Here is a 22,755-nt window from a genome sequence, read left to right on the forward strand (position 1 = left end):
AACCTAATTTGAGTTAGTTATTTTTTAGATGCAACAAATATGAAAAGGTTGCGTCCAAGGCCACGATTAATTAAGGCTAATCGTAAAAAAACGAATAAAACTGAAGTCGAGCGTTCTACAAATGCCTTTAAATTAAAGCATTGACAAAGATTTTAAACTGTTCAATATTAATATTTCAATTTAAATAATCTCCTAATTTCTTCACATAAAATCCGTACCATAGGTGGTATTATGCAAAAAGAATTGGTATTTTAGCGTCCCTAATATGATATGAAAATGAGTTCCGAAAAAGAAGCAAAATTAAAAGCACTAAAACTTACCTTAGATAAATTGGATAAAACTTACGGAAAAGGTGCCGTAATGAAGATGGGCGATAGTATAGTACAGGACGTAGAAGTGATTTCCTCCGGTTCTTTGGGATTGGATGTAGCACTCGGTGTAGGTGGATATCCACGTGGTAGGGTAATAGAAATATATGGACCTGAATCCTCTGGTAAGACCACACTTACGCTCCACGCCATGGCTGAGGCACAAAAAAATGGAGGTATTGCTGCTTTTATTGATGCGGAACATGCATTTGACCGTTTTTATGCCCAAAAACTTGGGGTAGATATTGATAACTTGATTATTTCCCAACCCGATAATGGGGAACAAGCTTTGGAAATAGCCGATAATCTTATACGTTCTGGCGCTATTGATATAGTTGTTATCGACTCCGTTGCCGCCTTGACACCAAAAAGCGAAATAGAAGGTGAAATGGGCGACTCTAAAATGGGTCTTCATGCCCGATTAATGTCACAAGCCCTTAGAAAGCTTACCGGTTCTATTAGCAAAACAAATTGTACCGTAATCTTTATTAACCAATTAAGGGAAAAAATTGGAGTAATGTTCGGCAATCCGGAAACAACCACAGGTGGTAACGCCCTTAAGTTTTATGCTTCCGTGAGACTAGATATTAGACGATCAACTCAAATTAAGGATACCGATGGTGCCGTACAAGGTAACAAGACCCGTGTTAAGGTGGTAAAAAATAAGGTTGCTCCTCCATTCAGGACCGCCGAATTTGATATTATGTACGGTGAAGGAATTTCCAAGGTTGGGGAGATCATAGACTTGGGAGTTGAATTCGAAATAATTAAGAAAAGTGGGTCATGGTTCAGCTATGGCGACACCAAGCTTGGACAGGGTAGGGATGCCGTAAAAAGTTTACTGCTAGATAATCCCGAACTACTCGAAGAACTCGAAGGCAAAATAAAAGAAGCCATCAAAACAGTAAAAGCATAAATTTAAAATCCCGATCCAATCGGGATTTTTTCTTTCTACACGCAACCTTTAATTCTTATCTACATCTTATAGCAAAACGTAATTGCTATGAAATCGACATGCCCTTAAAAATTACAAAAAGTCTTTGCACTTTTTAGGGCTATAGGTTTCCTAAACCATTTTTAAACAAAATAAATAATTAAGAATATGAAACGAGTAATCTTTTTGCTGCTTGTTGCCTCTTTTTCACTCATGACATCCTGCGATATAAATGATGATGTAAACTATCACTTTGAAGCTTTGCAGGTTAAATCTGTAGAAATGCCAGAGGCATTTGATTACGGTCAGATCTATAAAATAAAAGTTACCTATTTTAGACCGGATAATTGTACCTTTTTCGAAGGTTTTGATGTAGTAAAGGAGGATGTAACCACCAGAAAGGTCGTTACTATTGGTACAGTGCTTGAAGATGAGGATGAATGCACTGGTGCAGGTGAAGACTTAATTGCTACATTTAACTTTGAGGTTTTGTATGATCAGCCATATTTATTCAGATATTGGACAGGAGAGGATGCCAATGGGGAGCCAACATATCTGGAAATTACCGTTCCGGTCAATGAAGAGAGCTTGACCTCAATAGTACCGACCGACGAAAACGGGTCGGCTATAATTAAGAATTAGTTACTAACCCAACCCATAATTTGAGTAATCCAGTAGAGCTCATAAATAATTGCAAAAAGGGGGATAGACAAGCACAGGAACAGCTATATCGGGACTATTCCCGGGTACTGTTTGGCATTTGTCTCAAATACTCACGCAATAAAACGGAGGCGGAAGATAACCTACATGATAGTTTTATGACTATCTATAGTAAAATAGAACAGTTTAAACATCAAGGCTCTTTTGAAGGCTGGATAAAGCGTATTACTGTAAATACAGTTCTTCAAAAATATAGAAAAGAGGAAAATTTAACTGTGGTTTCCGAAAATATAGAGGAGGAAGCGCCAGAAGATTCAGGTTATGTAAATCTCGATTTGGCCACATTACTCAGTTATATACAAGAGCTTCCAAATAAATACCGCTTAACCTTCAATCTATATGTGTTGGATGGTCATAGCCATAAAGAAATAAGTGAAATGTTAGGAACGTCCATGGGGACTTCCAAATCCAATCTTGCCCGGGCAAGAATGATTTTAAAAGAAAAAATTGAAGCAAATAAGGCAGGGATCATAATGGAAGGGTAAACTTCCCTATTTGTGATTTCGGCTGAACAATTAAAAACATGAGTGAAAATAATTTAGATAAATTATTTCAGGAGAAATTGGTCAATTTCCATGAAGTTCCAGACGAAAAGGTCTGGAATTCCATAGCCACTTCCTTGGATAAAAAGAAACAAAGCCGCAAGCTTATCCCCCTTTGGTGGAAAGTTGGAGGAGTGGCAGCAATATTTGCCATCCTCTTTTTTGCGATCGACCCCTTTTCTACTTCTAATTCTGTAGTACCTATTACCTCTGATGTAGAAAATAACACCCGTAGCACTAAGGACAACAATTCCTTAAAGGAATCAACGCCAGAAGCTACGAGCATCACGGTTATTGAAGACGAATCTTCTGATGAAAATCAAATTAAATCGACCAAACAATTTGGGCGAGAAAAAATTACCAAACCATTAAGTAGTCAGGAAAGTATTGTTGCTACCGGTAAAACAAAAAACGATTCACAAATAATAGACGACAAGACCTTAGATGCAACCAACCCCGTAACTAACAACTTGGCCAAAAACGATAAGGCCGATGTTGAATTAGATAAAAATGCAGGAAGCAACAAGCCCAATGCGATTGAAAAAGAGCCATTGGATGATATATTAATCCAAAAGAATCTTTCCAATAATGCTGAGGAAGGATTAGTGCATCAGGAAATTAACGAGGCCGACAAAAATAATGGAAATACACCAGAGGATACTCCAGAGATTGTTCCCTCGAATAAAAAATCAATTTTAGAGGTTATTGAAGAAAATGAGGTAGTTGAGGTGGAAGAAACCCGAAATGGAAAATGGTCCGCTGGGCCCAGTATTGCACCTGTTTACTTTAATGGCATGGGCGATGGCTCCCCAATCAACTCCATCTTGGCCTCCAATTCCAAGTCCGGAAATGTAACTCTTAGTTACGGTATTACGGTAGGGTACGAGATTTCTAAAAAATTAAGTGTGCGTTCCGGTATTCATAAGGTAGATTATGGCTATGATACCAATGATGTATCCTTCACCTCCTCATTCAACGCTTCTACGGGAAACCAATTAAGGAATATAGATTATTCCAATGACTCCCAATCCATCATTTTGAATAATCCAATTAGTGAAAATGCAATTCCAAAACCCGGGTCTATATTTGCTTTGGATGTAACGGGCAAAAATCCTACCCGCTTGGGCACTATGGGACAACAATTTGGTTATTTAGAAGTGCCCCTAGAATTAAATTACGCCCTCCTGGATCGTAAATTTGGGGTTAACATCATAGGTGGAGTAAGCTCCCTTTTTCTAACAGATAATTCCGTGGTATTGGAATCTAATGGTCAGACTACTGACGTTGGGGAAGCCAACAACATTAATTCCGTCAATTTTAGTACCAACTTTGGCCTAGGGCTTAATTACAAATTTACCCCCAAGCTTAAATTTAATGTGGAACCGGTTTTTAAATATCAATTAAATACCTTTTCGAACACTTCGGGAAATTTTAATCCTTATTCACTAGGCGTTTACAGTGGCTTTAGTTTAAAGTTCTAATTCTGAAGTTTCGTTTAATGCTGGATATATCCTTGCTATTAAATTATTGTCAAGTGCCAGAACATTCGAGCTCCTTCAAAATTACATTACGAACATTCTCCCGAAGCTTCGGTTTATCTGTCTCGTCTAGATTATCGGTAGCAAAAAACTTATGCACTTTACCGCGTAAACGCCCAGGACTTCCACTATAAAAAGTAAAAGAAAACCGCTTTTTATTATCATAAAAGGTTATGGGTACTATCGGGATTTTCTGTGTTATAGCCATTTTAAAGGCCCCGTCCTTAAACTCGTCCAAAAGTATGTGTTCATCAGGCACTCCTCCTTCCGGGAAAATGCATATACCTACTCCCTGATCTAACCTTTTCTGTGCCCGCCTATAAACTGCGGTTCTACTTTTAGAGCTCTCCCTATCTACCATAATGCATACGCGTTTATAGAAAAAACCAAAAAGTGGTATATTGGCCAATTCCTTCTTCCCGATAAAAACAAAGGGGTTTTTACTGACTTTTAGCATCATCATTATATCCAACATACTAGTATGGTTGGATACTAGCATATAACTTTGTCCTTTTTTAAGCTTCTGCTCCCTCTTTATTATCGGGACAAAACCCATACCGTATAAAATTACATTTGCCCATACATTGCGTGCCAACCAAAAGAACTGCGGGTAGGTTTTTTCGGAAATACTGAAAAGTACCAGAAATGGGAACATTAGTAATATGGGCAAAATCACTAAAATATGGAACCAAATTCGGAAAAGTGTTTGGCCTATTTTCTTTAAAATCAATAGCATGAGATCAAAAGTAATAATTTTAGTCCTTTTTTAAGTTTTCTTTTACCTTTGTCCTTCTTTGAAAATAAAATAATGGCAAGAATCTTAACAGGTATACAAAGTACGGGGACTCCTCATCTGGGAAATATATTGGGAGCAATTATCCCAGCGATAGAAATGGCGAACAATCCAGCAAACGAATCCTTTCTCTTCATTGCGGATATGCACTCGCTAACCCAGATCAAGAATGGGGAGCAACTACGGAACAATACATACGCCGTCGCCGCTACCTGGCTGGCATTTGGTTTGGACATTAACAAAACCGCTTTTTATCGTCAAAGTGATATTCCACAGACCGCAGAACTGGCATGGTACCTCAGCTGCTTTTTCCCGTATCAAAGATTAACCCTTGCCCACTCTTTTAAAGATAAGGCAGACCGACTAGATGATGTAAATGCGGGGCTATTTTTCTATCCCATGCTGATGGCTGCAGATATACTTTTATACGACGCCCAGATAGTCCCTGTAGGTAAGGACCAAATGCAACATTTGGAAATGACCCGTGATGTGGCATCAAGGTTTCATGCCCAATTAGGGGATACCTTTGTAATGCCCGAAGGAAAGGTACAGGAGGAGACTATGTATATCCCTGGAACGGATGGGTCCAAAATGAGCAAAAGCCAAGGTAATTTAATCAGCCTTTTTCAAACAGATAAGCAATTACGAAAACAAGTCATGGGAATACAAACGGACAGTACTCCTATGGAAGCCCCTAAAGACCCAGAAACCGATAACGTTTTTGCCTTGTATAAAATTCTTGCTTCAGAAAGCCAAGTTGCAGCAATGAGAGCTAATTATATTAATGGCAACTATGGCTACGGACATGCAAAACAAGCACTTTATGAAGTAATACTTGAACGATTTGGAGAGGCCAGGGAAAAGTTCGATTATTATATGAACAACTTAAATGAACTGGATGAAGCCTTGGCTGTTGGTGCCGAAAAAGCCAAAAAAGTGGCAGACGGGGTCTTGAATAGGGTGAGAGCAAAAGTGGGTTATTGATATTTGCGTCTTTTCCAACTATTTAATTTTTACTTCGTACCTTGATGCTTCTATCTTTGAAGCGATGGCACGAATTACCAGTTATTTTCTAATTTCCAGTATTTGGTCATATACTGCTGTCCTATTTGCTATTTTCCCCAATTATTCAAGCGATCCCGTTGAGTTATATGAGGATATAAATCAACAACAAGAAATTAATGGAAGAGTAATTGACCAAGCAACAGGGAACCCTATCCCTTTTTGCAATATAGGAATTGCCTCTTCACCTTGGGGAACTGCAAGCAACGAATTGGGCGAGTTTGTAATAAAGGTCGACTCCCTGCCGGCCAAACTTATATTTACACATATAAATTATAACAAATACGTAGTTGAAGTTGACCTAACTACCACCCTAATAGTTGAATTAACACCCTTTTCCAATGTGCTGGAAGAGGTCATTGTAACGGCATCCAAAAAAGACGCTTACGCCTTGGAACTGGCCAAAAAAGCATTTCAAAAAGCCAACAAGCAAACTACAAAACCCAACTATGGCCGAGCCTTTTATAGGCAAAAATCGAAAAATGGGAATGAATACTCCGAGTTTTCAGAAATTATCTATGACATACGCTATAATTCAAGAGGAATAGAGGATTGGGACATTATTGAAGGACGATATGCATTAAAACCAGGAGGGCTTCACAACAGGAACTACACACTATTAACTCGATTGATTTCTCCATTCCAACCCAACACTGAAGAGGTTATTTTTCCAATGCACCCCGCTTTGGAAGTCTTTTATGACATCCATATAGTTGAATACATAGAATCCAGCAGCGATAAAATTGCGGTATTAAAGTTCAAACCCAAAAAAACGATCAAAACCCCAACCTTCGAGGCGGAGGTATACATCAACCTTAAAACCTACGACATCCTAAAAATTACTGGTAGTCTTTCCCATGACGATTTAAAATTTGTTCAACTCGTGAATAACAATAACAACTCATGGAAAAACTATAATATCTCGTTTGAAATGGCTTACAACCCAGAAAATACAGGCAATTCCTCAATAGATTATATTAATATTGCCCAAGAATTTGACTACCATATAAACGACAATTTTGAGTTTCATACTACCTCCTCCTCAAACCTAACTTTTTTTGAAAATTACAAGCCCACATCTAGAAAAAAATTGGGAGGGCAGTTCGGGAAAAATAAAACTGACTGGCAAAAACTCGACGAAATAGGTTACAACGAAAAATTTTGGGAAGACAATCCCATTGTAAAAAGAACACCGGTAGAGGAAGAAGTAATAACGTCCTTTGCAAAGGTAGGTGCTTTTGGCTCCATCTTCCTCAACAGCAAAGATCAAGTGGCACTATTACAATCCAATTTAACCAATGATCCATTTATGGGAGATTTGGGAGTATCCGTTAACCAATACAATAATTATAACCCAGTGGAAAAAGTTTTTCTGCACACGGACAAAGAATTATTTACAACAGGTGAAACCATATGGTTCAGCGGTTATACGGTTTTGGGGCGCTATCATCAATTTTCACTAGGTAGCAGGGTACTTCATGTGGATCTAATTGGTCCGAAAAATGAAATTGTGCTTTCCCAAACCCAAGAAATTGTCAATGGTAAGGCAACCGGTAATATGGATTTACCCAGCAACCTTCATTCGGGCAATTATCAATTGCGTGCCTATAGCAATTGGATGCGAAATTTTGATCACGATTTCTTTTTCACCAAAACAATACAGGTCTTTAATGACCTTAGTACTCCGCTAAGCGCCTTGCCAAAAGAGGATAAAATTGATTTGCAGTTCTTCCCCGAAGGTGGGCACCTAGTTGCAGATTTAGTTGGACAAGTAGCATTTAAAGCAATTGGGAATGATGGTCTAAACAGGAATATAAAAGGTCAAATTGTAGATTCGCAAGGAAAATTCATGGCCGCCTTGGCCACGATAGATAGAGGCTCCGGTTTTTTCAATCTTAAACCACAGGCAGGAGAAAAATATTCGGTCATCCTCGAGGACGGCACCAAATTCCCACTCCCTGAAGTAATGAGTGAGGGATATGCAATAACGGCATACAACGTAAATCCAAAAAGCATTCAAGTAAAAATTCAGGCCTCGGAAACTCTGAGAGAGCAATTTTTTTATGTACTTGGCCATATAAACAATAAAAAATACTATCAAGGTAAATTTAATTTTGAAGGTGAACCTGCCGTAAATTTTGAAATGCCTAAAAGTAAAATGCCTAGCGGAATCATGACACTTACCCTGTTTGATTCACAAAAAAAACCTTGGAGTGAACGTATCGTATTTATCAATAATCAGGATGAATTGGTAATAAATGCCAATTTAAATCCTAAAAAATTTAAGGATAGAAGTGAAATTACCATAGATGTGCATGTATCCGACACCGATGGCAGGCCTGTTATGGCCGAACTATCCATGGCCGCCACGGATGTAGATCAAGGTTTAAAAAGTCCAAATTCTGCGAACATTTTAACCCATCTTTTATTGCAATCAGACATTAAGGGCCATATTTCCGATCCCGGACTTCTTTTTCTCAACCAGAAAAAAGCAACGCTGCACGCCCTGGATTTAGTAATGCTGACCCATGGCTGGCGAAAAATCCCATGGCCTGAAATTAAAGTAGTGTCCAATTCAACCAAAGAGTTCAATTTTGTAAAAGGGCTTACCATATCAGGAATTGCAACAAACCTAAACAACAAGCCTTTAGCCAACACCCATTTAACCGTAATTGCGAAATCCGGGGAGCAATTGGGAATGCTTTCGGCAAAAACGACTTTGAATGGAAGTTTTACCATACCAGATTTTAACTTTAAGGATACGACCAAAATTGCCTTCAATGCTTTTGACAACTCAGACAGCCCTATTGACGTAAAAATTATCATTGACAAACAAAAAACTACACTTCCACCATCCCGGTTTATAAATTTGCATTTCCAAGCCGAAAAATATATGCAAATTCCCCATCCACAAAGAATTCTCTTTCCAGCTTTCGATATAAATAAAACAACAAAACTCGACGAAGTTATTATTACTGAAAAAAGGACAGAGAAGTCTAGAAATGCCTCGCCATCTGTTTATGGCCAAACGCCTGATGCTTCCCTGTATATGGAGGATAATAGGTCAGCCCAAACTGTACTTGATCTGGTAAGAAGATTTGCAGGGGTAAGCGTAAATGGCAATACAGTGAGTATTAGAAATGGAGGCTCCCCATTATGGATACTCAACGGTGTGCCCGTCAACAATGATAATCCTTCAGCATCATCGCAAGCCAGGTCTACCCAGAGACAACGTACTTCCACTGACCAAGGCGCAGGAAGTGCTGTTCCCGTGAATCTTTCTTTATCAATGGAGCAATCCATGTCCCCAGGTCCCGTGCCTACCTACATTACCACCATGGATACTTACACAGTTGAAAGAGTCGAAATTCTAAAAGGGCCCTCAGCGGCCATTTATGGATCCAGAGGGGCCAATGGGGTCATCCTTATCTACACAAAAAGAGGGGGAGCTAAAACTATTTCTCCTGCAGTATCCCCAGAATTTGCCATTGAGGGCCATGCCCCTCAACGGGAGTTCTACTCCCCAAAATACAATGTCACTTTAGATGAAAATAGTGCTCCAGATAACCGTGCAACCCTCTATTGGAACCCTTCATTTACTACGGATAAAAATGGTAATGCAAGACTCCTATTCTACAATTCGGATAATGCCAAACAAATTCAGGTACACATAGAAGGGTTATCCCTATACGGAACTCCCGGAAATTATCTTCAATCGTTTAGTGTAAAGGATTAATTTACAATAGCCAGTCTTTAGCCCTATCGAATAAACTAAAAAACCACCTAGTCGGTTTAGGTATCCTTTCGACCAAGTATTTCATAAAAAACTAAGTTCTTAAGTGGTCTTTTATCGACAAAAAACCTCATTTTAAGAATTATAGCAACAATTATTAGTTTTAGAGACCAATGAGTCGGTCAAATCTTAAATGGCTTCGAACAACTTGCCCGGAAGTGGCCTCACCACTCCCTTCATTTCCATATTCAAAAGCGTTGAAGAAACCTTATAAATAGGAAGCTTACAATCCAAGGCAATACTGTCTAACAATTGTTTGCCTCCCTGTTGTAAATAATCATAAATCTCCTTTTCGGTATCATCCAGGTCCACAAATAATTGTTTTTGAATCGCAGAGGGCTTCTTTTCCTCCAATTCCCATCCCAACATATAAATGAGGTCGGCCGCGGAAGTGAGCATTTGGGCTTTCTGTTGTTTAATTAAGTTATTACAACCACTGCTGTATTTATCCTGGGTTCTTCCAGGTACGGCAAAAACATCACGATTATAACTATTGGCAATATCGGCCGTTACCAAGCTACCCCCCTTTTCAGCCGATTCCACGACAATTGTAGCTTCGGCCATTCCTGCTATAATCCTGTTTCGTTTTAAGAAATTTTCCCTTTCGGGTTGACTTGTACTCCAAAACTCTGTGAAAAATCCACCATTTTTATTGACCTCAGAAACATATTTTTTGTGAATTTTTGGATAGATCTGATTTAACCCATGCGCCAAACACCCTATTGTTTGCAAGCCGTGCTTTATTGCTGCCTTTTGTACACATATATCCACTCCGTAGGCAAAACCACTTACAATTACCGGATCCAAGGGCGCCAATTCTTCAATAAGTTGCTCACAAAAAGCAGTACCATAACTGGTAATATTTCTGGTCCCTACAACACTTATTATTTTATGGCGGTTCAGATTTATGTTCCCCTCGCTAAAAAGCAAAATAGGGCTATCTATACAGTGTTTTAAATAGGCCGGATAACTGTCGTCCATAAAATAATGAAGGTCAATTTCATGTTTCCCTAAAAACTCCAACTCCTCTTCAGCAGCCTCCAAATGCTCTAAGTCCATTAGACCCTTAAGGGTGCTAGACCCAATTCCATCAATTTTAAGTAAATGACGAATTTTATCCTCAAAGATTACCGATGGACTTCCGCAATTTGAAATTAATTTTTTTGCGGTTATGTCACCAATATTTGGTACGTTCTGCAGGCGTAGAACAGCAATTATTTCATCTCTAGACATTTATGAAACGAGCTTAGTTGTTCACAAAATACATCAAATATAATGTTAATAAAAAGTTATGCCAAGAGTTTTGAACTTGTGTTATTTTTCTAATCTTTGTCACTATGGGAACCGAACATTACATAGCGGAGCTGCTTTATAGATACAATTGTGTAATGGTGCCTGAATTTGGTGCTTTCTTGACGCAGATGAAGTCTGCCGTTATCAATGATGGGACGAATTCATTTTACCCTCCTTCGAAAATAATATCCTTCAACGAACAACTTACTTCCAATGATGGATTGTTGGTTTCTTACATGGCCGATGCCGAAAAGATGTCCTATGAAGACATGCAGAAGCAAATAGCCGCAGTATCTTTGAAATGGAAAAAGCTTTTAAAGGAAGGAAATCGTTTAAGCCTTCCCAACATTGGTGAACTATGGCTGAACAAGGAAGGGAAAGCACAGTTTCAACCTTCATATAAAGTAAATTACTTAACATCATCCTTTGGTATGTCTACCTTTGTATCTACCCCAATTTCTAGGGAGGTTCTAAAGGAGGAAGTAATTGAATTGGAAGAAAAAATTCCTTTTATGATTACTCCCGAAACTCGGAAGGAGTCTCCCATTAGACCTTATTTAAAATATGCTGCTGTAATATTGTTGGCAATTGCTACTGGTTTTACTGGTTATCGCCTTTATAATGAGAACGCGTCCAACCAAGAATTGGTAAGACAAGAGGCTCACCAACAAGTTTCCAAAAACATTCAGGAAGCTACTTTTTTTAATACTGCCCCTTTAGAATTGCCCGCGGTTTCATTAAATGTAATCTCATCCAAGAAAACTGGTGTTCACCAAGTTATTGCCGGCGCCTTTAGAATACAGGAAAATGCAGAAAAAAAGGTACTTCAATTAAAAGAAAAAGGATACGATGCCTCTTATCTAGGTACCAACCAATATGGATTGCATATGGTGGCCTATGGCAGTTTTGATGACGCCAATGAAGCCCTAAACTACTTGCGGAAAATAAAAATATCTGAATCACCCGAAGCCTGGTTGAGATCTGTAAAATAATTCCCTCTCTACTTTTTAGCTTAACAATACCAATGTATCTTTGCCCCAAAATCAATTTATGGAGCCAAAGACGCCCAGTGAATCGCGTACGTTAATGACCGATATGGTCCTTCCAAGTGAAACAAATCCTTTGAACAACTTGTTCGGAGGGGAATTGTTGGCCCGAATGGACCGTGCGGCCAGTATAGCCGCCAGACGCCACAGCAGACGAATTACAGTTACTGCTTCCGTGAACCATGTGGTCTTTAACCAAGCCGTACCCGTAGGAAGCGTAGTAACGGTTGAAGCAGCTGTTTCAAGGGCCTTTAAGACCTCCATGGAGGTTTTTATAGATGTATGGATGGAAGACCGATTTAATGGAGAGAGAAGCAAAGTTAACGAAGCCATATTTACTTTTGTTGCCGTAGATGACACCGGAAAACCCACGAAAGTTCCGGAATTAAAGCCTGAGTCTTCATTGGAAATTGAGCGATTTGAAGCTGCTCTTCGCAGAAAACAGCTTAGTTTGGTCCTTGCAGGTAAGATGAAGCCCAAGGATGCCACTGAACTCAAAGCCTTGTTTATGGATTAAAAATCGAAATTATTGGGGTCGGGACCAAATCGTTTTCCGCAGTCCAAGTGATCCAATTTTTTGATATCCTGCGGTTCGAGTGCAAAATTAAAAATATCGGCATTTGCCTTTATACGTTCCTTTTTTGAGGATTTTGGAATAGTGATTACTCCTTTTTGCAAATTCCATCGCAATACGATCTGGGCTATGGTCCTATTGTATTTTACTGCCAAACCTTTCATTACATCCAATTCAAAAATACGTCCTTGCATCAACGGAGACCACGATTCATACTGAATGGTATTTTTATTACAGAAATCGATTAGGTCCTGCTGTACCAAGTACGGATGAAATTCCATTTGATTAACCGTAGGAACATATGTGGCTGAAGAAAGCAAGTCCTCGAGATGGTGTTGCATAAAATTACTGACTCCTATCGCCCTAACTCGCTTCTGTTCGTATAAATATTCTAAAGCACGCCAAGTATCCTTATATTTTCCATTTACAGGCCAGTGCACCAGGTAAAGATCCAAATAATCTAAATTCAACCGCTTTAGACTGGCTTCGTACGCCTTTAGAGTACTGTCATAGCCCTGATCGCTATTCCAGACCTTACTCACTACAAATATATCTTTACGCGCAACACCACTATCCATTATCCCCTTACCAACGCCCTCTTCATTTTTGTAGATGGAAGCAGTGTCTATATGCCGATAACCTTCTTCCAACGCCCATTTTACGGCATTGGTCACTTCTTTTCCATCTTCGCTCAAATAAACGCCCAAACCAAGATAGGGCATTTCAACTCCATTGTTTAAAGTAAACGTTCCTTTTAAATCAGTTATATTTTTCAAGGCTAAATTATTTTTATAATTGAAATATCCATTCTTCAGGATTAAGGCGAGTAGTATCCTTGTACAAATAAAATTTTAACTGGGTAGTGCCACTGGATTTACTAGTGTATATATCTCCTAAATCAGATTTGATATTTACTTTATCACCCTTTTTCACGTAAATCCTGGACAGGTTGTAATAAGTGCTTATATAATTTCCATGCTTAATCTGCACCCCCTTATTGCCACCGGGAACGGAAAGTATGGCGATAACTTCTCCTTCAAAAATAGCCCTGGCCTTGGAACCCTCATCCGTGGCGATAATAACCCCATTGCTTTCATGCTTTATACCGGGATATACCGCATCACTGTAAACCCCAAAGCCCTGTCTTTTAATCCCCTTTTCAACAGGCCATATCAATTTTCCCTTGTTGGCCGAAAAATTATTGGCCACTATGGCTGCCTCGGGGGTTAAAACAAACTTACTGCTACTTGCAGTGCTGGTATTGGTAGATTTTCCGACCGCTTTATTGGATGCTGCAATAGCACTTCGAATCAAGCTTTCTATCTGTTGGTCGATCCTCTTTGCCTCCTTCTTTTTCTTATCAATTTCCGCAGCGTATTTGCTCTCGTTTTGCCGTATACTTTTAAGCAATATTTTTTGGGATTGGATCTCCTTGAACAATTGGTCTTTGATCTGGGTATTTTCGGCTACCAATTTATCTTTCTCCTTACGTTGAACGGAAAGATCCTTGTTCAACTGAGTAAGCTCATCAGTCTTGGCGACAATTTGCTCACCCTGTTCCTTTCTATACTGGGTGTATTGCTTCATATACTGTAATCGCTTAAAAGCTTGCAGGAAATTCTCGGAGGACAGAAGAAACATTAGTCTACTTTGACCAGATTTATTTTGATAGGATTTTTGGATCATATTGCCGTATTCCTCTTTAAGAAAGGCCAGATCGTTACGGAGTTTTCCAATATTTCGGATATTGGTATTTATTTGTCTATTAAGTAAGTTGGACTGCTGATTGGTTACCCTGATCAATTGCTGGCGCACGTTTATTTTTTGATCCATTGCCTCCATTTGCTCCAAGACATTTCCCTTCTCTTTCTTCTTGGCAAACAATAATCGGTTAATTTCCGATATTTCCTTTTGAAGTTGTTCCCGTTTAGATTCCAAGGCCTTCTGTTCATTGGTCTGTGCCAAGGTTATATTGCCTAGTAGAAGCAACATAACTAAAAGAACATAAACTACATAAGAGTGTTTACTTCCCATATTAATTTAATACTATTTCTTTGAAACCATTTGGTATACTATATGGAAAATTCAATGCTCTATTAAATTCCATATTTCTAAATTCGAGAGTAATGTTATTGCTCTTTTCACCATCTAGCGCTAGGATATCTATCTCACCTGGCAAAATCCATTTGTTGACTTTTTGATAGTTCTTATAGTTTATTTCCAACAGTCGCTTATGCCAAGGTTGGGATAATTGTTGGGTAACCATTCTATAACTCAATGGTTCAATTTGAAATAGGGTTTTAAATAGTTCACCAGCTTTTTTGGGTTTTAACAGGTAATTGTCGTTGGCTATATCCACCATATATTTTTCATCCCTTAAATCGAAAAGGGCCTCGCCCAAAAGTAAATTTTGCACTTTTTCAAAATCGAGGTCCGTGCCTAACAATTGACTTAAATATGAGAAATTACCGTCAAAATATTCGTTATCCATTTTATTATAAAAAGATACGCGCTCGGGTGTAATGTAAGCTTTTACGATTCCCAAAGGGGCACTCAGCCATATAGCCTTATCCTTTTCCATTCTAAGACTTACACTTACGCTCTGGGTAGTTTCACCATCCGAAAAGTCTATTCTCACCTTACCACTTAGCGTTTTAAAACTCAAATGGGAATAATAATGATTCCTAATGATAGCCTTTGCCGTCAAATTCTCATCCACTGTCCCACTTTTGATTACGTTGGTGGACTTACAAGAAAACACCACAACTACAAAAATACAGAGTACTGCCCATTTATGTAGTTTATTTATACTGTATTCCATAGTTTTATGACCCGGATTTAATTTTACTAAGATACATATTTGCCTTGGAAGAATTTCCCAAAGCGTTGTTAGCATCCACTAATTCTTTATACATTTTATTCGCTAGTTCCACGTCGTCCAATAAATAATCCAATCCCGACTCCAAAATGTCAATGGCTTCCTTATGTTTCTTTGCCTTATTCAAGCTAAGTCCAAAGGCAAAATAAAAGTAGGGTTGGGTTGGAAAACTTTCCATGGCCTCTTCACTTGTAGTTGCTGCATTCTTAAAGTCGCTCTTTTCTAAAAAGTCAGAAATAATAGATTCGTAATTTTGTTTTGGGTTTTCCTTCTTTACTTGTACTGCCAAGGTATCCTCTTGATTTTCAATTACATCCATAGACCTAATGGAATCGTTTATTTTTAAAGTAAGTTGCTTGGAAAACAAGGACGTTTTAATACCGTTAAGTATTTTTAAGGCATTGTTATAGTTTTGCTGCTCGTAATAGATCAGCGCAAGATTTTCCCTGAGCTTCGAGTCTCTATATGGTATTTTGTCCTTCACTTGATCTATGGTGGAACCTTGCCGCTGTACTATTTCAACCAAATCCTTCAATACCCAAAAATTATCCGGTCTAGCGGTTAAAGCGGAAATGGCGTATTGTTGTGCAAGAACAAACTGTTTTGAAGCCAAATAAGCTTTGGCCAGTTCGTGGTCGATAACAGGATTGCTTGAGTCCAATCGCTTACATTCCAACAGGAGGTTAATTGCCCTATCGTAGTTCTCTATACCCTTTTGCTTTAATGCCTCAAAGAATTTTTCTTGAAACTCATCGGTATATTCCTCTAAATAAACCTCCGAACTTTCTTCCACTTTTAACTCATTTTCCTGAGCGCAAATAAGCCTTGGGGTTAAATATAATCCCAAGGCAAAAAGAAATATGCAAAAGTTTTTAATCATATCTAAATATTGCTCCAAACGAAAGGCATACCAATAACCCTATGGAAAAACTATTCCAAAGTCATAATTGTCCCTACTACCAACTATCCAGAAATACCGGAAAAGGAATTAGGTTCATTAAAATTAATGATAACACTAGATTATCCCTTGTTTTGATAAGGAGATTTTATTTTACCCCTGTACTGCCAAAGCCTCCTTCGCCCCTGGAAGTTTCTGATAGCACCTCAACCTCGTTCCACGCTGCCCTTTCGTGTTTGGCAATGACCAACTGGGCAATTCGCTCGCCGTTTTCAATGGTAAATGCTTCATTGGAAAGGTTTATTAGGATTACACCAACCTCCCCTCGATAATCCGCATCAATCGTGCCAGGGGCATTCAATACGGTAATTCCCCTTTTCGCAGCCAACCCACTTCGAGGCCTTACCTGGGCCTCAAAACCTATGGGAAGTTCCAAAAAAAGTCCTGTCTTAACAATGGTTCTGTCCATGGGTTGCATAACTATGGACTCGGTAAGATTGGCCCTTAAATCCATCCCAGCAGAAGCCAAGGTTTCATAATTAGGTAATGCATGGGCCGATTTATTGATGATTTTTATTGTCATTTCCTTAAAAATATTTGTTTGAGTTTATCACTTTCAAGCCTATACACTATGCCTAAAAATGAAATGAAAAAAATACTGCCAATTATTAAATTACGATCAAAAACATAAAACGACAACATAGAAAAAAGAATAGAGACCCCTAAGTAAAAAACTATTTTTCTATGGTTGTATGGAATAGGATAGTACATTCTGCCAAAAAAGAATGAAAGGATTACCATAGACCCATAGGCTACTAAAGTAGCTACAGCTGAGGCAACATATCCAAAATACGGAATAAAAGCAAAATTGATTATAATGGTCAGTACGGCACCGATCAAGGAAATATAAGCTCCAAATTTAGTGCGATCCGTTACTTTGTACCAAACCGATAGGTTGTGGTATATCCCTAAAAAAAAACTCGCCAATATTATAATGGGCACAACGGACATCGCCTCCCAATAATCTGCATTGGGTACAATGATGAGTTTAAGTACATCCGCATAGACCACAACAGATAGTAAAATGACACTTCCCAGGATTACGAAATAGTTTGTAATCTGTGCATATGCCTTTTGCGGATTATCACTTTTGGAGTGACTAAAAAAGAAGGGCTCTATCCCCATCCTAAAGGCCGTAGCAAATAAGGTCATAAACAAAGTGAGCTTATAACATGCAGAGTATTTTCCAATCTCACTCTCGGCAATATCATTTGGCAAAAGCCAATCTAACATAATTCGATCAAATACTTCATTGATGGTAAAGGCTATACCTGCAATTAAAACAGGAGCTGCGTATTTCATCATACTGGCCCATATGGTCCTGTCAAATACGTAGGGCCTTCTTAGATAGAGGCGCAACATCAATAAGAGAGTTGTGCCACTAGCAATTAACATAGAAATGAAGATGTAGGAAATTTCAAAATTAGGCTTGTAAAGCCCACTTAAAAACGAATCTGGATTGCTTTCCGCCAATATTGGGAGAACTATTAGAAAAAAACAATTCAATCCTAGGTTGATCACCACATTGGCAATCTTGACCAAGGCATATCGCATCGGCTTTTCATTGGCTCTTAACCACGAAAACGGAATGATTACCAAAGCATCCAAAACCAGGATCAATATGGCATAGGTGATAAATTTCGGATCTATATCGCTGACTGATGAAACTGCCCCCTTAAAGATAAAAGCTAGAAGCATGAAAATAAAAGAAGAGGCACCAATAGATATTAGGGAAGTAGTAACAACCGTCTTTTTATTTAGAGCAGCATCGTGGTAAAAGCGGAAAAACGCCGTTTCCATACCATAAGCCAGTAACACATTAAATATAGCAAACCAGGCAAAAATAATGGAAACCTCCCCGTACCCATCCGTCGGAAGAACAGTGACATATAAGGGCGTTAAAAGAAACGATAGCATTCTGGGCAATACCGTAGCTAAGCCATAGATAAACGTCTGTTTAAATAGTTTTTTAAGTGGATTCAAAGAAATCTATGAATTAGCTTTAAAATTAGGCATTTAATCAATGCGGGCAAAGTTAGTTAATTAGCTTATGCGGCAAATAACCTTTTTAAATCATTTATTTTGCCCCACTTTGAATTGAGAAAAGGAATTCCAACCTCCGGTTATTCCCAAGAACATACAAAAAAACCCCACAATGTTGTGGGGCTTTATATTTCGCATCCTATCAAAATCGATAAGACAAATGTTCTACAGCTTAATTGTTCAACGCTTCCGAATAGTTGAAATTTGACTCCGCTTCCGCTACGTCTAATTGTTGCCCACTTTGCAGTTGACAAATTGAAAACCCATAACGGCTTTTCTAATTGTTCAACGCTTCCGCTCCACCAACAATTTCTAAAATTTCACCGGTGATTGAGGCTTGTCTCGCCTTATTGTAAGTAAGTTTCAACTGATTTCTTAAGTCAGTAGCGTTGTCCGTTGCTTTGTGCATAGCGGTCATACGAGCTCCATGCTCACTGGCAAATGAATCGCGTATACCTTTATACAATTGTGTCTTTAATGATTTAGGAATTAACTGCTCCACAATCTCCAATTTGGAAGGCTCAAAAATATAATCGGCGGCGGAATTGGCTTCGCCTTCTACCGGAACAATTGGTAAAAATTGCTCTGTCATTACTATTTGAGTAGCCGCATTCTTGAATTTGTTATAAACAATATCAATTTTATCATAGGCCCCAGTAGTAAACAAATCCATTAATTCCTCGGCAATGGCAGCAACATTATCGAATGTTAAATCTTCATAAACCGCACTATGGTTTGCAATAACCTTGTGCTTTTTCTTTAAAATATCATTTGCCTTTTTACCAATCGCAACAAAATCTACTTGTTTCCCTGCATAGGTGGTGTTGGCCAAAAGAACACTCTGTTTTAAGATGTTGGTATTAAAGGCGCCACATAAACCTCGGTTAGAGTTTATAGCTACGATCAAAACCCTTTTTACTTCGCGATTATCTGCAAACTTGCTTCCAGAATCTGTATCCAGACTAGCGCTTAAACTTTGCAAAAGCTCCGATAATTTATCAGAATATGGACGCATTGCGGTAATGGCATCCTGGGCCTTCTTTAACTTTGCTGCAGATACCATTTTCATTGCACTGGTAATCTGCATCGTTGAAGATACCGAAGCAATTCTATTTCGTATTTCTTTTAAATTGGCCATAGGCTCCACTTAAGCTCCCCTAGGAGAGGAATACTGTGTTAGACATTTATTTATTCAATTCTTTTCAGTTTTCCAGATTTGGAAAACTGAAAAGATTACTTTATTAATATTTGGCGGATAAATCCTTTGCCACAGAAGACAAAACATCAATAACTTCATCCGTTAACTTACCGGCCTTAAGTTGATCCAAAACGTCTCTATGCTTGGCGTTCAAGAACTCGAGATAATCCCTTTCAAATTCTTTAACTTTCTCAACTGGAACTTTATTCAATAGGTTTTTGGAACCAGCATAGATGATAGCCACCTGATCTTCAACCGTAAAAGGATCGTTCTGCGCCTGCTTAAGAATTTCAACGTTTCTACGTCCTTTTTCAATAACATTCAATGTAGCGGCATCCAAATCTGAACCGAACTTGGCAAAAGCTTCCAATTCACGGAATTGCGCCTGATCTAATTTCAAGGTACCTGCTACTTTTTTCATCGATTTTATCTGAGCATTACCCCCAACTCGTGATACTGAAATACCCACGTTGATCGCTGGACGAACCCCTTGGTTGAAAAGATCTTGCGTTAAGAAAATCTGTCCGTCTGTAATAGATATAACATTGGTAGGAATATAAGCGGAAACGTCACCGGCCTGAGTTTCAATAATCGGCAATGCCGTTAAAGATCCACCACCTTTTACCAATGGTTTCAATACATCCGGCAAATCGTTCATGTCCTTGGCGATTGTATCATCTGCAATTACTTTGGCAGCACGTTCCAGTAATCTGGAGTGAAGGTAAAATACATCTCCAGGATAAGCTTCACGTCCCGGTGGACGTCTTAACAATAATGATATCTCACGATAGGCAACAGCTTGTTTTGATAAATCATCATAAATTATCAAAGCTGGTCTACCAGTATCCCTAAAATATTCTCCGATCGCGGCACCTGCAAAAGGAGCATATACCTGCATAGAAGCGGGATCTGAAGCGTTTGCAGCAACAATGGTAGTGTACGCCAAAGCTCCAGCATCTTCCAAAGTTTTAGCAATATTTGCTACCGTTGAGGCTTTTTGGCCTATGGCAACATATATACAATAAACAGGTTGCCCGGCTTCATAAAATTCTTTTTGATTCAAAATGGTATCCACACAAACGGTAGTCTTACCTGTCTGACGGTCACCAATAACCAGCTCCCGTTGTCCTCTACCTACAGGAATCATGGCATCAATAGCCTTTATTCCGGTTTGCAACGGCTCTGTCACCGGCTGACGGTAGATAACCCCAGGGGCTTTACGTTCCAATGGCAATTCATATAATTCACCAGTTATTGGCCCTTTACCATCTATAGGAACTCCCAATGTATCTACAACACGGCCTACTATACCTTCACCCACTTTGATGGAGGCAATGGTCTGGGTGCGCTTTACAACCGATCCTTCCTTTATATTTCTGGATGGACTCAACAATACCACACCAACGTTATCCTCTTCCAAGTTTAGAACGATCCCTTGAAGTCCACCTTCAAATTCTACCAATTCTCCGTATTGAACATTGGATAATCCATAAACTCTAGCGATACCATCACCCACTTGTAGAACGGTACCTACTTCGTTTAATGAAGCTGATGCTTCAAACCCCGATAACTGTTTCTTTAATATTGCTGATACTTCAGCGGCTTTTACTCCTGCCATTTGTTATAGATATAAGATTAGGACTACATTGAAACCCAACATCGTCCAAAAAAATTATTTATAGACTATTTGTAAACTCTCTTTTCAAATTACTTAATTTGTTGGCTATACTTGCATCATACTGCAAATCCCCAACTCGCAAAATAAACCCTCCAATAATACTTTCATCCACATGGTTCTCAATGGTAGATTCATTACCGGTAAGTTCAACTATTTTGCTCAATATTTTCTTCTCAAGTTCAGCGCTTAGAGGTACCGCAGTAGTTACCTTAGCAACACCTTGACCCTTCCTGGCTTCATTTAAAATAATAAACTTTTCGGCAACAACGTTCAGAATTGAAATCCTCTTATTATCCACCAGTGTGGAAATAAGTCCCTCAGTAACTGAATTACTACCCTTAAAAATTTCGGATAAGGCATTCTTTTTTAGTTCGCCTTTTAAAACAGGGCTTCCCAACATTTCCTGAAGTTCAGCACTATCGGCTATAGTAGATACTATTCCTCGAAAATCCTTTTCCACCTGTTCGGTAGCTTTGTTCTCTACCGCCAAGTCCAATACTGCCTTTGCGTAACGTACGGCTGCTCTAGCTTCGTTCATATCCTAATCCCTAATTTAGCTTGATATCCCCGATCATTTCCTCGACCAACTTTAATTGCTTGGCCTTATCGGAAAATTGACCTTTAATTACCTTTTCCGCAATCTCAAGGGATAGGGTGGCTACTTCATTTTTTATATCGGCTACTGCTGCTTTCTTTTCACTTTCAATGGCAACTTGGGCCTGCTTGATCATCTTATCCGCTTCAGCCTGAGCCAATTCTTTGGCATCAGAAACCATTTTCTCTTTTATCTCACGGGCCTCTTTGATCATGGCCTCACGTTCTACCCGTGCCTCTTGCAAAAGACGCTCGCTATCGGCAGTAACATTTTGCATTTCTTTTTTGGCATTTTCTGCTGCGGCCAAGGCGTCCTTAATTCCCGACTCGCGATCCTCAACGGCATCTAGAATAGGTTTCCATGCAAATTTACGCAACAAAAAAAGCACTGCTACAAATAATAACAATTGCCAAAAAAACAATCCAAATGAAAACTGTTCTATTAATTTATCCATGTCCTAATATATGAAATGTAAACGTTTAATTTTTAATTGTAAAAGAACAGCTATAACCAACCGTTATAGCTGTTGCTTTATTTTGTTTGACTAAGATGCGAAAAGCGCAGCGAAACCAATACCTTCGATAAGTGCAGCAGCAATCAACATTGCTGTTTGAATCTTACCTGAAGCCTCTGGCTGACGAGCGATGGCATCCATAGCAGAACCACCAATTTTACCAATACCTAAACCAGCACCGATAACGATCAAACCAGCTCCTACAATAGTTGGGATTTCCATAATATA

Annotated in this window: 21 protein-coding genes; 8 read left to right on the forward strand and 13 right to left on the reverse strand. The window is 38.9% G+C overall.

Annotation, left to right across the window (positions count from 1 at the left end; all coding sequences use genetic code 11):
* Positions 1–276 precede the first annotated feature (276 nt).
* From recA to CWD90_RS11940, 4 genes are all read left to right on the forward strand, one after another.
* A complete protein-coding gene (gene recA, locus CWD90_RS11925) occupies positions 277–1,284 on the forward strand; it encodes a recombinase RecA (protein ID WP_103439121.1) in 1,008 nt (335 codons plus the stop codon).
* A 186-nt stretch (positions 1,285–1,470) separates the two neighbouring features.
* Complete coding sequence (locus CWD90_RS11930) at positions 1,471–1,944, forward strand: hypothetical protein (protein ID WP_192878018.1); 474 nt, start codon at positions 1,471–1,473, stop codon at positions 1,942–1,944.
* Positions 1,945–1,964: 20 nt separating this feature from the next.
* Positions 1,965–2,507 carry an RNA polymerase sigma factor gene (locus CWD90_RS11935; protein ID WP_103476296.1) on the forward strand — a complete coding sequence of 181 codons (543 nt, stop codon included), beginning with the start codon at positions 1,965–1,967 and terminating at the stop codon, positions 2,505–2,507.
* 38 nt (positions 2,508–2,545) lie between these two features.
* A complete protein-coding gene (locus CWD90_RS11940; protein ID WP_103476297.1) occupies positions 2,546–4,045 on the forward strand; it encodes an outer membrane beta-barrel protein in 1,500 nt (499 codons plus the stop codon).
* 49 nt (positions 4,046–4,094) lie between these two features.
* Here the strand turns inward: CWD90_RS11940 and CWD90_RS11945 are convergent, their stop codons facing one another.
* A complete protein-coding gene (locus CWD90_RS11945; RefSeq protein WP_103476298.1) occupies positions 4,095–4,838 on the reverse strand; it encodes a lysophospholipid acyltransferase family protein in 744 nt (247 codons plus the stop codon).
* A 72-nt stretch (positions 4,839–4,910) separates the two neighbouring features.
* Between CWD90_RS11945 and trpS the strand changes: the two genes are divergently transcribed.
* Positions 4,911–5,879 (forward strand): tryptophan--tRNA ligase, encoded by a 969-nt coding sequence (gene trpS, locus CWD90_RS11950; protein ID WP_103476299.1) that lies wholly within the window; start codon positions 4,911–4,913, stop codon positions 5,877–5,879.
* Between the two features lie 64 nt (positions 5,880–5,943).
* Positions 5,944–9,693 carry a carboxypeptidase-like regulatory domain-containing protein gene (locus CWD90_RS11955; RefSeq protein ID WP_103476300.1) on the forward strand — a complete coding sequence of 1,250 codons (3,750 nt, stop codon included), beginning with the start codon at positions 5,944–5,946 and terminating at the stop codon, positions 9,691–9,693.
* Positions 9,694–9,879: 186 nt separating this feature from the next.
* On the opposite strand, the gene dprA is transcribed toward CWD90_RS11955, so the two are convergent.
* Positions 9,880–10,983 carry a DNA-processing protein DprA gene (gene dprA, locus CWD90_RS11960; RefSeq protein ID WP_103476301.1) on the reverse strand — a complete coding sequence of 368 codons (1,104 nt, stop codon included), beginning with the start codon at positions 10,981–10,983 and terminating at the stop codon, positions 9,880–9,882.
* A gap of 104 nt (positions 10,984–11,087) precedes the next feature.
* Here dprA and CWD90_RS11965 point away from each other — a divergent pair, with 104 nt between their 5' ends.
* Positions 11,088–12,035, forward strand: coding sequence for an HU domain-containing protein (locus CWD90_RS11965; RefSeq protein WP_103476302.1), 948 nt, complete (start codon positions 11,088–11,090; stop codon positions 12,033–12,035).
* 58 nt (positions 12,036–12,093) lie between these two features.
* Positions 12,094–12,606 (forward strand): acyl-CoA thioesterase, encoded by a 513-nt coding sequence (locus CWD90_RS11970; protein ID WP_103476303.1) that lies wholly within the window; start codon positions 12,094–12,096, stop codon positions 12,604–12,606.
* On the opposite strand, the gene CWD90_RS11975 is transcribed toward CWD90_RS11970, so the two are convergent.
* The 11 genes from CWD90_RS11975 to atpE form a co-directional block, all read right to left on the reverse strand.
* Positions 12,603–13,439, reverse strand: coding sequence for an aldo/keto reductase (locus CWD90_RS11975; RefSeq protein WP_285901347.1), 837 nt, complete (start codon positions 13,437–13,439; stop codon positions 12,603–12,605). The two genes, CWD90_RS11970 and CWD90_RS11975, sit on opposite strands and share 4 nt — an antisense overlap.
* 13 nt (positions 13,440–13,452) lie before the next feature.
* On the reverse strand, positions 13,453–14,697 hold the full coding sequence (locus CWD90_RS11980) for a murein hydrolase activator EnvC family protein (RefSeq protein ID WP_103476304.1): 1,245 nt from the start codon (positions 14,695–14,697) through the stop codon (positions 13,453–13,455).
* A gap of 1 nt (position 14,698) precedes the next feature.
* Entirely contained in the window at positions 14,699–15,484 is a 786-nt protein-coding gene (locus CWD90_RS11985) for a DUF4292 domain-containing protein (RefSeq protein WP_103476305.1), read from the reverse strand.
* A gap of 4 nt (positions 15,485–15,488) precedes the next feature.
* A complete protein-coding gene (locus CWD90_RS11990; protein ID WP_103476306.1) occupies positions 15,489–16,421 on the reverse strand; it encodes a tetratricopeptide repeat protein in 933 nt (310 codons plus the stop codon).
* Positions 16,422–16,587: 166 nt separating this feature from the next.
* Positions 16,588–17,022, reverse strand: coding sequence for a dUTP diphosphatase (dut, locus tag CWD90_RS11995; RefSeq protein WP_103476307.1), 435 nt, complete (start codon positions 17,020–17,022; stop codon positions 16,588–16,590).
* Positions 17,019–18,482, reverse strand: coding sequence for a lipopolysaccharide biosynthesis protein (locus CWD90_RS12000; protein WP_103476308.1), 1,464 nt, complete (start codon positions 18,480–18,482; stop codon positions 17,019–17,021). The genes dut and CWD90_RS12000 overlap by 4 nt, the downstream gene beginning before the upstream one ends.
* A gap of 337 nt (positions 18,483–18,819) precedes the next feature.
* Positions 18,820–19,680, reverse strand: coding sequence for an ATP synthase F1 subunit gamma (gene atpG / locus CWD90_RS12005; RefSeq protein ID WP_103476309.1), 861 nt, complete (start codon positions 19,678–19,680; stop codon positions 18,820–18,822).
* A 103-nt stretch (positions 19,681–19,783) separates the two neighbouring features.
* Positions 19,784–21,358 (reverse strand): F0F1 ATP synthase subunit alpha, encoded by a 1,575-nt coding sequence (gene atpA / locus CWD90_RS12010; protein WP_103476310.1) that lies wholly within the window; start codon positions 21,356–21,358, stop codon positions 19,784–19,786.
* Between the two features lie 58 nt (positions 21,359–21,416).
* Entirely contained in the window at positions 21,417–21,956 is a 540-nt protein-coding gene (gene atpH / locus CWD90_RS12015; protein ID WP_103476311.1) for an ATP synthase F1 subunit delta, read from the reverse strand.
* A 10-nt stretch (positions 21,957–21,966) separates the two neighbouring features.
* Complete coding sequence (locus CWD90_RS12020) at positions 21,967–22,467, reverse strand: F0F1 ATP synthase subunit B (protein WP_103476312.1); 501 nt, start codon at positions 22,465–22,467, stop codon at positions 21,967–21,969.
* Positions 22,468–22,557: 90 nt separating this feature from the next.
* Positions 22,558–22,749, reverse strand: a complete 192-nt coding sequence (gene atpE, locus CWD90_RS12025; RefSeq protein ID WP_031446173.1) for an ATP synthase F0 subunit C — start codon at positions 22,747–22,749, stop codon at positions 22,558–22,560.
* Positions 22,750–22,755 lie beyond the last annotated feature (6 nt).

The sequence above is a fragment of the Arenibacter catalasegens genome, from assembly GCF_002909235.1.
Classification (GTDB): Bacteria; Bacteroidota; Bacteroidia; order Flavobacteriales; family Flavobacteriaceae; genus Arenibacter; species Arenibacter catalasegens.

What these genes read in the sequence shown, in the direction of transcription:
- CWD90_RS11930 (WP_192878018.1), top strand. Translation starts at nt 1,471, where the DNA reads ATGAAACGAGTAATCTTTTTGCTGCTTGTTGCCTCTTTTTCACTCATG.
- CWD90_RS11985 (WP_103476305.1), bottom strand. Translation starts at nt 15,484, where the DNA reads ATGGAATACAGTATAAATAAACTACATAAATGGGCAGTACTCTGTATT.
- CWD90_RS11965 (WP_103476302.1), top strand. Translation starts at nt 11,088, where the DNA reads ATGGGAACCGAACATTACATAGCGGAGCTGCTTTATAGATACAATTGT.
- CWD90_RS12020 (WP_103476312.1), bottom strand. Translation starts at nt 22,467, where the DNA reads ATGGATAAATTAATAGAACAGTTTTCATTTGGATTGTTTTTTTGGCAA.
- CWD90_RS11955 (WP_103476300.1), top strand. Translation starts at nt 5,944, where the DNA reads ATGGCACGAATTACCAGTTATTTTCTAATTTCCAGTATTTGGTCATAT.
- CWD90_RS11945 (WP_103476298.1), bottom strand. Translation starts at nt 4,838, where the DNA reads ATGCTATTGATTTTAAAGAAAATAGGCCAAACACTTTTCCGAATTTGG.
- trpS (WP_103476299.1), top strand. Translation starts at nt 4,911, where the DNA reads ATGGCAAGAATCTTAACAGGTATACAAAGTACGGGGACTCCTCATCTG.
- CWD90_RS11940 (WP_103476297.1), top strand. Translation starts at nt 2,546, where the DNA reads ATGAGTGAAAATAATTTAGATAAATTATTTCAGGAGAAATTGGTCAAT.
- CWD90_RS11990 (WP_103476306.1), bottom strand. Translation starts at nt 16,421, where the DNA reads ATGATTAAAAACTTTTGCATATTTCTTTTTGCCTTGGGATTATATTTA.
- atpE (WP_031446173.1), bottom strand. Translation starts at nt 22,749, where the DNA reads ATGGAAATCCCAACTATTGTAGGAGCTGGTTTGATCGTTATCGGTGCT.
- dut (WP_103476307.1), bottom strand. Translation starts at nt 17,022, where the DNA reads ATGACAATAAAAATCATCAATAAATCGGCCCATGCATTACCTAATTAT.
- recA (WP_103439121.1), top strand. Translation starts at nt 277, where the DNA reads ATGAGTTCCGAAAAAGAAGCAAAATTAAAAGCACTAAAACTTACCTTA.
- atpA (WP_103476310.1), bottom strand. Translation starts at nt 21,358, where the DNA reads ATGGCAGGAGTAAAAGCCGCTGAAGTATCAGCAATATTAAAGAAACAG.
- dprA (WP_103476301.1), bottom strand. Translation starts at nt 10,983, where the DNA reads ATGTCTAGAGATGAAATAATTGCTGTTCTACGCCTGCAGAACGTACCA.
- CWD90_RS11980 (WP_103476304.1), bottom strand. Translation starts at nt 14,697, where the DNA reads ATGGGAAGTAAACACTCTTATGTAGTTTATGTTCTTTTAGTTATGTTG.
- atpH (WP_103476311.1), bottom strand. Translation starts at nt 21,956, where the DNA reads ATGAACGAAGCTAGAGCAGCCGTACGTTACGCAAAGGCAGTATTGGAC.
- atpG (WP_103476309.1), bottom strand. Translation starts at nt 19,680, where the DNA reads ATGGCCAATTTAAAAGAAATACGAAATAGAATTGCTTCGGTATCTTCA.
- CWD90_RS11970 (WP_103476303.1), top strand. Translation starts at nt 12,094, where the DNA reads ATGGAGCCAAAGACGCCCAGTGAATCGCGTACGTTAATGACCGATATG.